This window comes from Pseudomonas sp., from assembly GCF_041601375.1.
Lineage (GTDB): Bacteria > Pseudomonadota > Gammaproteobacteria > Pseudomonadales > Pseudomonadaceae > Aquipseudomonas.
Genome location: NZ_JBFIIG010000133.1, coordinates 1 through 11,642, shown reverse-complemented (window position 1 = coordinate 11,642; position 11,642 = coordinate 1). Strand labels below are relative to the sequence as shown.

Annotated in this window: 11 protein-coding genes and 1 pseudogene; 3 read left to right on the top strand and 9 right to left on the bottom strand. The window is 65.2% G+C overall.

Features of this window, described 5'->3' with window-relative positions; all coding sequences use genetic code 11:
- Positions 1–24: 24 nt before the first annotated feature.
- Both ABZE94_RS15920 and ABZE94_RS15915 read left to right on the top strand, forming a co-directional pair.
- Positions 25–696, top strand: coding sequence for a COG3650 family protein (locus ABZE94_RS15920; RefSeq protein WP_372876463.1), 672 nt, complete (start codon positions 25–27; stop codon positions 694–696).
- Between the two features lie 134 nt (positions 697–830).
- Positions 831–2,447 (top strand): NAD(P)/FAD-dependent oxidoreductase, encoded by a 1,617-nt coding sequence (locus ABZE94_RS15915; RefSeq protein ID WP_372876462.1) that lies wholly within the window; start codon positions 831–833, stop codon positions 2,445–2,447.
- A 60-nt stretch (positions 2,448–2,507) separates the two neighbouring features.
- Here ABZE94_RS15915 and ABZE94_RS15910 read toward each other — a convergent pair.
- A pseudogene (locus ABZE94_RS15910) lies at positions 2,508–2,959 on the bottom strand (N-acetyltransferase family protein).
- Between ABZE94_RS15910 and ABZE94_RS15905 the strand changes: the two are divergent.
- Positions 2,852–3,103 (top strand): hypothetical protein, encoded by a 252-nt coding sequence (locus ABZE94_RS15905; protein WP_372876464.1) that lies wholly within the window; start codon positions 2,852–2,854, stop codon positions 3,101–3,103. The pseudogene ABZE94_RS15910 and the gene ABZE94_RS15905 overlap by 108 nt on opposite strands.
- Positions 3,104–3,393: 290 nt before the next feature.
- Here the strand turns inward: ABZE94_RS15905 and ABZE94_RS15900 are convergent, their stop codons facing one another.
- The 8 genes from ABZE94_RS15900 to ABZE94_RS15865 all read right to left on the bottom strand — a co-directional run bounded on the left by ABZE94_RS15900 (position 3,394) and on the right by ABZE94_RS15865 (position 11,559).
- Positions 3,394–4,491 carry a PLP-dependent cysteine synthase family protein gene (locus ABZE94_RS15900; RefSeq protein WP_372876461.1) on the bottom strand — a complete coding sequence of 366 codons (1,098 nt, stop codon included), beginning with the start codon at positions 4,489–4,491 and terminating at the stop codon, positions 3,394–3,396.
- A 137-nt stretch (positions 4,492–4,628) separates the two neighbouring features.
- The gene (locus ABZE94_RS15895) at positions 4,629–5,534 is read right to left on the bottom strand and encodes a DMT family transporter (RefSeq protein WP_372876460.1); all 906 of its coding nucleotides are present in this window, start codon (positions 5,532–5,534) and stop codon (positions 4,629–4,631) included.
- 303 nt (positions 5,535–5,837) lie between these two features.
- Complete coding sequence (locus ABZE94_RS15890) at positions 5,838–6,170, bottom strand: Na+/H+ antiporter subunit G (protein ID WP_372876459.1); 333 nt, start codon at positions 6,168–6,170, stop codon at positions 5,838–5,840.
- Between the two features lie 9 nt (positions 6,171–6,179).
- A complete protein-coding gene (locus tag ABZE94_RS15885) occupies positions 6,180–6,449 on the bottom strand; it encodes a K+/H+ antiporter subunit F (protein ID WP_372876458.1) in 270 nt (89 codons plus the stop codon).
- Positions 6,434–6,937 (bottom strand): Na+/H+ antiporter subunit E, encoded by a 504-nt coding sequence (locus ABZE94_RS15880; protein ID WP_372876457.1) that lies wholly within the window; start codon positions 6,935–6,937, stop codon positions 6,434–6,436. Before ABZE94_RS15880 ends, ABZE94_RS15885 begins: the two co-directional genes overlap by 16 nt.
- The gene (locus ABZE94_RS15875) at positions 6,934–8,439 is read right to left on the bottom strand and encodes a monovalent cation/H+ antiporter subunit D (protein WP_372876456.1); all 1,506 of its coding nucleotides are present in this window, start codon (positions 8,437–8,439) and stop codon (positions 6,934–6,936) included. The genes ABZE94_RS15880 and ABZE94_RS15875 overlap by 4 nt, the downstream gene beginning before the upstream one ends.
- Positions 8,436–8,765: a Na+/H+ antiporter subunit C gene (locus ABZE94_RS15870; RefSeq protein ID WP_372876455.1), complete on the bottom strand. Its 330-nt coding sequence runs from the start codon at positions 8,763–8,765 to the stop codon at positions 8,436–8,438. The genes ABZE94_RS15875 and ABZE94_RS15870 overlap by 4 nt, the downstream gene beginning before the upstream one ends.
- Position 8,766: 1 nt before the next feature.
- A complete protein-coding gene (locus ABZE94_RS15865; RefSeq protein WP_372876454.1) occupies positions 8,767–11,559 on the bottom strand; it encodes a monovalent cation/H+ antiporter subunit A in 2,793 nt (930 codons plus the stop codon).
- Positions 11,560–11,642: the final 83 nt, after the last annotated feature.

Genomic DNA, 11,642 nt, shown 5'->3' with positions numbered 1-11,642 from the left:
GCCGCTCTTGCCAGGAGAGCCTCGATGCACGCCAGTCGTTTTCTATTGTTTGCCCTGTTGCCGCTATTTGCCAGCTGCCAGGTGTTCAGCGAAAAACCCCAGGTCGATTCGGTGAAGCACAGCCGTCTGCAAGGCGAGCTGCGCCTGGACGCCGGGCAACTGCTGTTTCGCCCCTGCCAGGAACAGCGCCTTTTTGTCATCGCCAACGATGGCGCGACCGACATCGTGCGCGACGCGGCCGACCTGCTGGCCGACGGCCCCGGCCCGCTGTTTGCCGATCTGCGCGGCCAGTTGGCGGCCAGCCAGCGAAGCGGCGTCGATGGCCAATTGACGCTCAGCCGGGTGTACCGCCTGCAAGGCGAAGGCCCGGGCTGCGACGACCCCAACTTCAAGCGTACCACCCTGCACGCCAGCGGCCAGGAGCCAAGCTGGAGCGTGACCGTCAGCAGCCAGGGGTTGGTCCTCAGCCGCGCCGACCAGAAACCGCTGGCCTTGCCCTATCTGGAAGAACAGTTGCCGGAAGGCCGCTTCAACCTGACCAGTGAAGCCAACGGCCAGCGCCTGGAGCTGTGGGCCGCGCCGCAACGCTGTGTCGACAGCATGAGCGGCGCGGTACAGCACCTGTCTGCCGAACTGCGCCTCAATGGTGAAGTGATGCGCGGCTGCGCCTACTTCGGCGGCGCGCGCGACGATTGAATAAAGTGTTGTGTGTGGTGGGCTGCATGATGGATCCAGGCCAGCGCAGCGTGCCCGTTCAGGCCCAATAGCGCCTATAATCGTCCCTTCCCAAAGCTGCCGGGTTGCCTCCGGCCCTGATCCTGGATTGCCCCATGCTGCGTATCACCGAACTCAAGCTGCCGCTCGATCACCCCGAAGAAGCCCTGCGCCCGGCCATAATCCAGCGCCTGGGGATCGACGCCGAGGAGTTGCTCGACTTCAGCCTGTTCAAGCGCAGCTACGACGCGCGCAAGAAATCCAGCGAGCTGCAGTTCATCTACACCGTCGACTGCAGCGTGCGTGACGAAGCGGCGCTGCTGGCCAGGCTCAAAGACGACCGCCACATCGGCCCCGCCCCGGACATCGCCTACCAGCCGGTCGGCCAGGCGCCGGCCGACCTCGACGAGCGCCCGCTGGTGGTCGGCTTCGGCCCCTGCGGGATCTTCGCCGCGCTGATTCTGGCCCAGGCCGGGTTCAAGCCGATCGTGCTGGAGCGCGGCACCGAGGTGCGCCAGCGCACCAAGGACACCTGGGGCCTGTGGCGCAAGCACGTGCTCAACCCCGAGTCCAACGTGCAGTTCGGCGAGGGCGGCGCCGGCACCTTCTCCGACGGCAAGCTGTACAGCCAGATCAAGGACCCCAAGCACCTGGGGCGCAAGGTGCTGCACGAGTTCGTCAAGGCCGGCGCGCCCGAGGAGATCCTCTACGTCAGCAAACCGCATATCGGCACCTTCCGCCTGACCGGCGTGGTCGCCAGCATGCGCGAGGAGATCAAGGCCCTGGGCGGCGAAGTGCGCTTCCAGCAGCGGGTCAGCGACGTGCTTCTGGAAGATGGTCAACTGCTCGGCGTGGTCCTCGACAGCGGCGAGCAGATCCGCAGCCGCCATGTGCTCCTGGCCCTCGGCCACAGCTCGCGCGACACCTTCCGCATGCTGCATGGCCGTGGCGTGTACATGGAGGCCAAACCGTTTTCGGTGGGTTTCCGCATCGAGCACCCGCAGTCGCTGATCGACCGTGCGCGCCTGGGCAAGTACGCCGGCCACCCCAAACTCGGCGCCGCCGACTACAAGCTGGTGCACCACGCCAGCAACGGCCGCTCGGTCTACAGCTTCTGCATGTGCCCGGGCGGCACCGTGGTCGCAGCCACCTCGGAAACCGGGCGAGTGGTGACCAACGGCATGAGCCAGTACTCGCGCAACGAGCGCAATGCCAACGCCGGCATCGTCGTTGGCATCACTCCGGAGCAGGACTATCCGGGCGGCCCGCTGGCCGGCATCGAGCTGCAGGAACGCCTGGAATCCCAGGCCTATCTGCTCGGCGGCAGCAACTACGAGGCGCCGGGGCAACTGGTCGGCGACTTCATCGCCGGCAAGCCGTCGACTGCCCTGGGCAGCGTCGAGCCGTCCTACAAGCCGGGGGTCAAACTCGGCGACCTGGCCCTGGCGCTGCCGGAATTCGCCATCGCGGCGATCCGCGAAGCGCTACCGGCCTTCGACAAGCAGATCAAGGGCTTCGCCATGGCCGATGCGGTACTCACCGGCATCGAGACGCGCACCTCCTCGCCGCTGCGCATCACCCGCGGCGCGGATATGCAGAGCCTCAACGTCAAGGGCCTGTACCCGGCCGGCGAAGGCGCGGGCTATGCCGGTGGCATCCTCTCCGCCGGGGTCGACGGCATTCGCGTGGCCGAGGCGCTGGCGCGGGATATGCTCGGACTTGCCGAGGCCTGACCCCCGTAGGGTGCGCCGTGCGCACCAGCAAAAAGCCATAAGACGGTGAAATTCTCTCGCTTACGGATGCACCTGCAAGCGACAGACCGTGGTGCGCCCCGAACCGTAGGGGCGCCGCTGCGGGTCGGCGTAGCTCTCGAGCTCGACGAAACCGGCCTTGCGCATCATCCCCGCAGAGGCGGCATTTTCCTCATGACGGTCGATATAGATGTCGTGCACGCCCTGCTCGGCCAGCAGGCTGACCACCTGGCGTAACAGGCGCGAACCCAGCCCCTGTCCGGCCATGTCTCTATGGATCACCGCCTCGCAGATATAGGCGTACAGCTGGCCGCGACGCGCTTCAGGCTGATAGCGCTCGAAGTCGCGCGACATCCGGTAGCTGACGAACCCAGCAACTCTCCCTCATGCTCGGCCAGAAGCGCCTGCACCGCACCAGCGGCGATGCCCTGCAGATGGGCAGCCACTTCGTCTTGAGGCAGGTGGTTCCAGGGGTTCGGCCCGTGCTCGAAAATCAGCGCACAGAGGTTATCGATATCCCGCTGCTGTGCCTGGCGTATTTCGAAGTCGCTCATCCATCCTCCCTGTTTCATGAAGCCATAGATCCTATGGCGATCTGCAAAGTCTGCAAAAACGTGGCCCGGCGTGGTGCGCCATGAGGGGTTACGCCGCCCATAAAATGGGTGGCTTGCCTGAACACCCCCCGCTAGCGGCTCTTGTCAAACAACCAATATCTCATTGATTTTATTGATTATTGCTTTTTGTAGGAGCGGCTTTAGCCGCGAATTCTTCGCGGCACAGCAAAGCTTCGCGGCTGAAGCGGAACGCCGCCCGGCCGCTCCTACAGGTACCCACAAGCCGACAGACACGATTGCCGCCAGTTTGCTGCGCGACAGCGCGGCGTCTGGACGACGGGGGATCTCTCATCCTACGGGACCGTGGGTACCGGCTAGAGGCCTGCCGTCGGCAAATCGCCCGGCAATGGCTCGCCGCGTTCGGCGCACGCAGCCACCGCCTCGACCAATGGCGCCAGCGCGAAGCCCTGGCTGTGCAGCCAGTTCTGCTCGTAATAGGTGGTGGCATAGCGCTCGCCGCCGTCGCAGAGAATCGCCACCAGCGAGCCCGATTCGCCGGCCGCGACCATGCGTTGCGCGACCAGCAGTGCGCCGATCAGGTTGGTGCCGCTGGAGCCACCGACCCGCCGTCCCAGGCGCTGGGCCAGGTAGTGCATGGCCGCCAGGGACAGGGCATCCGGCACCTTGCACATGGCGTCGATCACCGTCGGCAGGAAGGAGGCCTCGACCCGCGGTCGGCCGATGCCTTCGATGCGCGAGCCGCAGTCCAGGGTCAGGCTGGCATCGCCGCTGCGGTAGTAGTCGAAGAACACCGAGCGCTCGGCATCGGCGCACAGCACCCGGGTGGCGTGCCGGCGGTAGCGCACATAACGGCCAAGAGTGGCCAGGGTACCGCCGGTGCCGGCGCTGGAGACCAGCCAGGTCGGCTCGGGATAACGCTCGCTGCGCAGCTGCTGGAAGATCGACTCGGCGATGTTGTTGTTCGCACGCCAGTCGGTGGCGCGCTCGGCGTAGGTGAACTGGTCCATGAAGTGGCCGCCGCTCTCGTGCGCCAGCCGCTCCGATTCGGCGTAGATCTGCGTCGGGTCGTCGACCAGATGGCTCTGGCCACCATAGAAGGCGATCTGCGCGATCTTCTCCTTCGAGGTGGATGCTGGCATTACCGCGATAAAGGGCAGGCCCAGCAGGCCGGCAAAATAGGCTTCGGAGATCGCCGTGGAACCGCTGGAGGCTTCGATCACCGGCGCGCCGGGTTTGAGCCGGCCGTTGCACAGGGCATAGAGAAACAGCGAGCGGGCCAGGCGATGCTTGAGGCTGCCCGTCGGGTGGCTGGACTCGTCCTTGAAGTACAGCTCGATGCCCGGCAGGCCGGGCAGCGCCAGGGGGATCAGGTGGGTATCGGCGCTGCGCTGGAAATCCGCCTCGATGATGCGGATCGCCTCGCGCGCCCAGGACCTGGAATCGCTCATCATTGTCTCCTCAGAGGTTGTGAAAATATCGAGCGCCGTAGCGAGAGCGTCTCCTGGTGTTTGCGGCAAGGCGCGTTACGCAACGCCAGCAGCGGACGCCAGAGGACGATCGCAGTAGGCGAGAGTTTTTTCACAAGCTCTCAATCCAGCACGCCAACCGGTACGGCTGGCGCAGTTCGCCATTGGCTCAGGGCCACGCCGCCGAACACCAGCGCCGCGGCGAACAGTTGCAGGGTATTCAGGCGCTCGCCGAGCAGCAGCATGGCGAACACCAGGGTGAACAGCGGTATCAGGTTGGTGAAGCCCGACGCCTGGCTGGCCGGCAACTGGCTGACGCCATAGTTGTACAGGCCATAGGCACCAACCGTGACCACCACGCCCAGATAGGCCACGGCCGCCAAGCCCTGCGGCGAGATGCTGGTGGGCATGGGCGCGCTGAGCAGCGCCAGCGGCAGGAAGAACAGGCTGCCGATAAACGCCTGCATCGCCGTGAGGAGAAAGGCCGAATAGCGCGTGGACAGGTGCTTGAGCAGCAGGGTGTAGCCCATGGCGCAGAGCATGGCGAGCAGTTCGTAGAAGTTGCCGAGCAGCGGGTTGGGCGCGTGCACATCGGCGCTGCCGGCCAGGCCCAGCCAGACCGCCCCCACTACTGCCAGCAGAAAGCCGGCCAGGGTGGTCCGGGCGATCCGCTCACGCAGGAAGACGAAGGCGCCCATGGCCACCAGCAACGGCAGCAGCGCGGTGATCATGCCGGCCTGCGCGGCGCTGGTGTTCTGCAGGGCCAGGGCCTCGAAGATGAAGTACAGGCAGGGCTCGCAGGCGGCCAGGCCGAGCAGATATTTCCAGTCGCCGCGGCGGTAGCGAAGGCGGCCGCGCCAGCGCCAGGCGAGCAGGAACACCAGGCTGCCCAGGGCCATGCGGGCGAAGATCACCCACATGGCCGGCAACTCGGCGAAGGCCCATTTCAGGGCGATAAAGGAACTGCCCCACAGCGCCATGGCCACGATCAGGCAGACCACCGCCAGCGCCCTGCCCTGCCCGTTCATATGCCGCTCCATGCAAAAGTTGGAGTGTAGCCAGGCCGGTGCGGCGCGGACAGGTACAGTCAGGCACGCGAACTGTGCGCTTGGCAATGCTTGCGCAGGAGACAGGGGGCATAGTGCGCAGGTAGGTTCCGCCCGGCGGCCGCGCTTCCGAGTGGCCCTAGGGGCTAGAGCATCCCGCGATATGTAGGGTGTCACTCGCCGCAGGCAGTGCACCAATGATTCATCGGCGCGGCACAAGAGCTGGCGGGCTGTCGCTTCGCTCCGAGGCCGCCCTACCTCCGAACGGAACGCCGTCCAGTCGCCTTACTGCTCCCAGGGCCTGCCGCGGGTCTTGTCGCTCAGGCGCAGTTTCTGCTGCAAGGCGGCCTTGGCCAGCATGTGGGCGCTGACCGGCGCGGTGATGAACAGGAACAGGGTGATCAGCAGCTCGTGCAGGCTGATGCCGTCGCCACGGCCGCCGAAGTAGATCAGCGAGGCGATGACCATGCCGCCCACGCCCAGAGTGGTCGACTTGGTCGGCCCGTGCAGGCGCATGAAGAAGTCCGGCAGGCGGTACAGGCCTATGGCGCCGACCAGGGCAAACAGGCTGCCAAGCAGCAGAAACAGGGCGACCAAGGCTTCGATCCAGCTATGCATGACAATTCCTTACTCGATGATGTCGCCGCGCAGCAGGTATTTCGCAACCGCCACCGTGCCGATAAAGCCCATTACGGCGATCAGCAGCGCCGCCTCGAAATACAGATCCGAGCCCAGCCAGACACCGAACAGCACCAGCAAGGCAATGGCGTTGATGTACAGAGTGTCCAGGGCCAGGATCCGGTCCGGCATATCGGGTCCCTTGATCAGGCGCGCCAGGGTCAGCACCAGGGCCAGGCCCATGATCGCCAGGCACAACGGAATCACGTAGGCGAGCATGCGAATACCTCCAGCAGCGGTGCTTCGTAGCGGAGCTTGATCAGCGCGACCAGGCTGGCCTCGTCGTCCACATCCAGGCCATGCACCAACAGGACTTTGCGATCATCGCTCAAGTCGGCGGACACCGTCCCCGGGGTCAGGGAAATGATGCTGGCGAGCATGGTCAGGGCCAGTTCGTCCTCCAGCAGCATGGGTATCTCGACGAAGGCCGGACGCAACCTGGCACTGGGGCCGAGAATCAGTTTGGCCACCTGCAGATTGGCGGTGACGATATCGCCCAGCACCCGCAGGAAGAACAGGCACAGTTTCAGCGGCTTGCGCACACGCGGCGGGTTGATCCAGAACACCTGGGTCAACAGCGGAATCAGCCAGCCAAGCAGTGCGCCAAGCAACCAGTGGCCGACGCTCATGTCGTTCACCAGCAGCAACCAGACCAGCAGCAAGGTCAGGCTCAGCAACGGATGGGGCAGCCAGCGGCGGGCCTTCATGATGCACCTCCCGGGAGTACGATCTGGCGATACAGCTGCAGGTCAAGCAACTGGTTGGCCGTAGCCTCGACATAGGCCAGCAGCGGTGCGGCCAGGCCGACCAGCAGCGGGCTGAGCAGCAACAGGCCGACGCAGGCCAGCAGGCGCCCGCGGTCCAGTTCGGCGCTGTCCAACTGGCTCAGGCCGACCCGCCAGAACAGGGTGCTGCCGGCGCGGCTGAGGGCGATCAAGGTGGCCAGGCCACCGCCCAGCACCACCGGCCAGAGGAACAGTGCCTGCAGGCCCGGCTCGACCGCACGCAACAACAGCAGCTTGCCGATAAAACCGGACAGCGGCGGCAGGCCGCCCACACTGATCGCCCCGACGAAGAACAGGATCCCCAGCAGATGCGGGTTCTGCAGTGCCGGCCCCTGGACCAGTTGGGCGGCCTTGTCCCCGCGCTGGCGCGCAATCAGGTCGGCCAGGAGGAACAGGCCACCGGCAATCCAGGTGCTGTGCAGCAGGTAGTACAGGGCGGCAGCCAGGGCCTGTGGCGTGCCCAGGGAGATCCCCGCGAGCAGGGTGCCGACCGAGACCACCACCAGGTAGGCGAGCAACCCGTGCAGGCTGCTGGCCGCCAGCGCGCCGATAACGCCCAGGCCGATGGTCAGCAGGGCCAGCGGCCAGAGCCATTCCTGAGCCATGTTGGCCAGCATGCCGGCATCGTCGCCGAAGATCAGCGTGTACACGCGCAGGATCGAGTACAGGCCGACCTTGGTCATGATCGCGAACAGGGCCGCCACCGGCGCCGTGGCCGAGGCATATGCCCTGGGCAGCCAGAAATACAGCGGCAGGAACGCCGCCTTCAGGCCGAACACCACCAGCAGCAACAGGCCGGCGGCGCCCAGCAGTGGCGCCTGATCGGCAGTGGCCGCCGCGACCCGCACGGCCATGTCGGCCATGTTCAGGGTGCCGGTGATGCCGTAGAGCACGCCGACCGCCAACAGGAACAGGGCCGAACCGACCAGATTGAGGATCACGTAGTGCAGGCCGGCGCGCACCCGCTCCGGGCCGCCGCCATGCAGCAACAGCGAATAGGAGGCGATCAGCAGGATTTCGAAGAACACGAACAGGTTGAACAGGTCGCCGGTGAGAAAGGCGCCGTTGATGCCCATCAACTGGAACTGGAACAGCGCATGGAAGTTGCGCCCGCGCTGGTCATCGCCGCGCGTCGCATAGAGCAGGGCGAAAAATGCCAGCACCGCGGTGGCCACCAGCAGCAGCGCACTGAGCCGATCGAGCAGCAGGATGATGCCGAACGGCGGCTGCCAATTGCCCAGGGCATAGACCTGCAGCCCCCCCTGGTCGGCCTGCCACATCAGCCACAGGCTCAGCGGCACCAGCACGGTGACCGAGGTCAACGACAGGCTGCGTTTGACCGGCATGCTCAGCCGGGCACCGAACAGCAGCAGGCAGCCGATAAACATCGGCAGCAGTACCGGCAGGATCAAGCCGTGATTCATCGTCTGGACTCCCGGCCATCGACGTGGTCGGTCTTCATTTCGCCGACGCTGCGCAGCGCCAGCACCACCACGAAGGCGGTCATGGCAAAGCCAATCACGATGGCGGTCAGCACCAACGCCTGCGGCAGCGGATCGGCATACTCGGCATTGGCCCCGATCACCGTGGTCACCCCGGTCTGCAGGCGACCCATGGCGAACAGGAACAGGTTGACCGCGTAGGAGATCAGCGTCAGGCCCATCACCACCGGAAAGGTACGCGCCCGCAGCAGCAGGTAGACACCGCTGGAGGTGAGGATGCCGAGGGCTACGGCAAACAAAGCTTCCATCTCAAAGTACCTCTTGTCCGGCCTTTTCCTGGGTCAGTTTGCCCAGGTTGGCGAGAATCAGCAGGGTCGCACCGACTACGGTCAGGTACACCCCCAGGTCAAACAGCATGGCACTGGCCAGTTCGATCTCGCCGATCAGCGGAATCTCGAGATGACCGAATGCCGAGGTCAGGAACGGCCGGTCGAACAGCCAACTGCCGAGCCCGGTAAGGCCGGCGATCAGCACCCCGGAGCCGGCCATGCGGTGATAGTTGAGCGGCAATCGCGACTGGGTCCACTGCACGCCGCTGGCGACGTACTGCAGGATCAGCGCCACGGCAGTGACCAGGCCGGCGATGAAACCGCCGCCCGGCAGGTTGTGCCCGCGCAGGAAGATAAATACCGAAACCAACAGGGCCATGGGCAACAACACCCGCGACAAGGTCGCGAGGATCAGCGGATGCCGATCACGTGCCCAGCTCCGGCCTTGCGCATCGGCGCGCGGCTGGAACAGGCGCAGGCCATCGAGCATGGCGTAGATGCCGACACCGGCAATCGCCAGCACGCTGATTTCACCCAGGGTATCGAAGCCGCGGAAGTCCACCAGGATGACGTTGACCACATTGTGGCCACCGCCGCCGGACAGGCTGTTCTCCAGGAAGTAACTGGACATGCTGTCATAGGGCCGGGTCAGTACGGCGAACACCAGGATCGCCACCATCACGCCGGTGCCCACCGCCAGAATGAAATCGCGCAGACCACGGATGCTGCTCGACTCGACGCGCGTGTGGGCCGGCAGGAAGTACAGCGCCAGCATCAGCAGGACGATGGTCACCACCTCCACCGACAGCTGGGTCAGGGCCAGGTCCGGCGCCGAGAAGCGGGCGAAGGCCAGCGCCACCATCAAGCCGACCACGCTGAGCATCAGCAGCGACACCAGGCGCTGACGATGGAACACCACCGTGGCCAGCGCGGCAAGGGCCAGAATGCCCAGGCCCAGGGCGGTGATGCCATCGATCGGGGTCAGCGCCAGCGAGCCGCTGACCTGCGGCAAGGGGCCGAGCGCGAGCGTCACCACCACTAGCGCGGCGCCCAGCAGCAGCGCCAGATAATGCTGCAAGGAACCGTTCTCCAGGCGCCTGGTGATTGCCACGCAGACCCGCACCAGCAGCAACATGCCCTGCTCGAACAGCAGGCGGGCATCCATGCTCGGCAGCCCGGCATACCAGCGGAACAGCGGCTGGCGGAAGAAGTAGACGAGCATGCCGCCGAACAGGGCGATGAAGCTCATCAGCAACGGCAGGTTGAAACCATGCCAGATCGCCAGGCTGTATTCGGGCAGGTTGCCCCCCAGGGTCGACGTCGCCGCCACGGCGAGCAGCGGCGCCACCGTGTAAGCCGGCACGATGCCGACCAGCAGGCAGAGGAACACCAGCACTTCCACCGGCACCTTCATATAGCGTGGCGGTTCATGGGGCGGATACTTCGGCAGGTTGATCGGTTCGCCGTTGAAGAACACGTCGTGGATAAAGCGCAGCGAATAGGCCACCGAGAACACCCCGGCCAGGGTCGCCGCCGCCGGAATCACCCAGTTGAAGCTGCCGAGCAGATGCTGGTTGAGAGTCTCGCTGAAGAACATCTCCTTGCTCAGGAAGCCATTGAGCAAGGGCACCCCGGCCATTGCCGAAGCCGCCACCATCGCCAGCATGGCCGTATGCGGCATGTACTTCCACATGCCGTTTATTCGCCGCATATCGCGGCTGCCGGTCTCGTGATCGATGATCCCCGCGGCCATGAACAGCGAAGCCTTGAAGGTCGCGTGGTTGATGATGTGGAACACCGCCGCCACCGCCGCCAGGCGCGTGTCGAGGCCGAACAGCAGGGTGATCAGGCCCAGGTGGCTGATGGTCGAGTAGGCCAGCAGGCCCTTGAGGTCGTGCTGGAACAGGGCCATGCCGGCGCCGACCAGCAGGGTCACCAGACCGGTGATGCTGACCAGGTAGAACCACCACTCGGAACCGGCCAGCGCCGGGTACAGCCGCGCCAGCAGAAACACCCCGGCCTTGACCATGGTCGCCGAATGCAGGTAAGCCGAAACCGGGGTCGGTGCCGCCATCGCATGGGGCAACCAGAAGTGGAAGGGGAACTGCGCCGATTTGGTGAACACCCCGAGCAGCACCAGCACCAGGGCCAGGGGATAGAGCGCATGGGCGCGAATCGCATAACCGGCCGCGAGTACCTGCGACAGCTCGAAGCTGCCGGCGATATGGCCGATCAGCAGGATCCCCGCGAGCAGGGCCAAACCACCACCACCGGTGACCGCCAGAGCCATGCGCGCGCCAGTGCGGGCATCCGATCGGCCACTCCAGAAACCGATCAAGAGGAACGACGAGAGACTGGTCAGCTCCCAGAACATCAACATCAACAGCAGGTTTTCCGACAGCACCACGCCGAGCATGGAACCCATGAACAGCAGCAGGAAAGCGAAGAAACGCCCCATCGGTTCCTGTTTCGCCAGGTAGTAACGGGCGTAGAGAATCACCAGCAGACCGATGCCGAGAATCAGCAAGGCGAACAAGAAACCCAGGCCATCCAGGCGCAAGCTCAAATTCAGCCCCAGCGACGGCAACCAGCTCAGCTTGACCCTGATCAGCTCACCAGCAAACACCGACGACTGTTGCGACAACAACAGGATCAAGGCCGCCAACGGCGCCAGCGCCGCCGCCACCGAGCAGGCCGACCGCCCCAATCGATCCGCCAGCAGCGGCAGGATCATCCCCAAGAATGGCAAGGCGACAATTAGCGCAAGCGCCATACACAAAACCCCTTTTTTGCATGTCCGCCGGCCAGGCCATGGCCGGCGGTTAGCGTCCAAACTGCTACGCCAGCCCCATGACG

Excerpts from the sequence above, each read along its gene's own strand:
- ABZE94_RS15920 (WP_372876463.1), top strand. The coding sequence starts at position 25 with ATGCACGCCAGTCGTTTTCTATTGTTTGCCCTGTTGCCGCTATTTGCC.
- ABZE94_RS15915 (WP_372876462.1), top strand. The coding sequence starts at position 831 with ATGCTGCGTATCACCGAACTCAAGCTGCCGCTCGATCACCCCGAAGAA.
- ABZE94_RS15905 (WP_372876464.1), top strand. The coding sequence starts at position 2,852 with ATGCTCGGCCAGAAGCGCCTGCACCGCACCAGCGGCGATGCCCTGCAG.
- ABZE94_RS15900 (WP_372876461.1), bottom strand. The coding sequence starts at position 4,491 with ATGATGAGCGATTCCAGGTCCTGGGCGCGCGAGGCGATCCGCATCATC.
- ABZE94_RS15895 (WP_372876460.1), bottom strand. The coding sequence starts at position 5,534 with ATGAACGGGCAGGGCAGGGCGCTGGCGGTGGTCTGCCTGATCGTGGCC.
- ABZE94_RS15890 (WP_372876459.1), bottom strand. The coding sequence starts at position 6,170 with ATGCATAGCTGGATCGAAGCCTTGGTCGCCCTGTTTCTGCTGCTTGGC.
- ABZE94_RS15885 (WP_372876458.1), bottom strand. The coding sequence starts at position 6,449 with ATGCTCGCCTACGTGATTCCGTTGTGCCTGGCGATCATGGGCCTGGCC.
- ABZE94_RS15880 (WP_372876457.1), bottom strand. The coding sequence starts at position 6,937 with ATGAAGGCCCGCCGCTGGCTGCCCCATCCGTTGCTGAGCCTGACCTTG.
- ABZE94_RS15875 (WP_372876456.1), bottom strand. The coding sequence starts at position 8,439 with ATGAATCACGGCTTGATCCTGCCGGTACTGCTGCCGATGTTTATCGGC.
- ABZE94_RS15870 (WP_372876455.1), bottom strand. The coding sequence starts at position 8,765 with ATGGAAGCTTTGTTTGCCGTAGCCCTCGGCATCCTCACCTCCAGCGGT.
- ABZE94_RS15865 (WP_372876454.1), bottom strand. The coding sequence starts at position 11,559 with ATGGCGCTTGCGCTAATTGTCGCCTTGCCATTCTTGGGGATGATCCTG.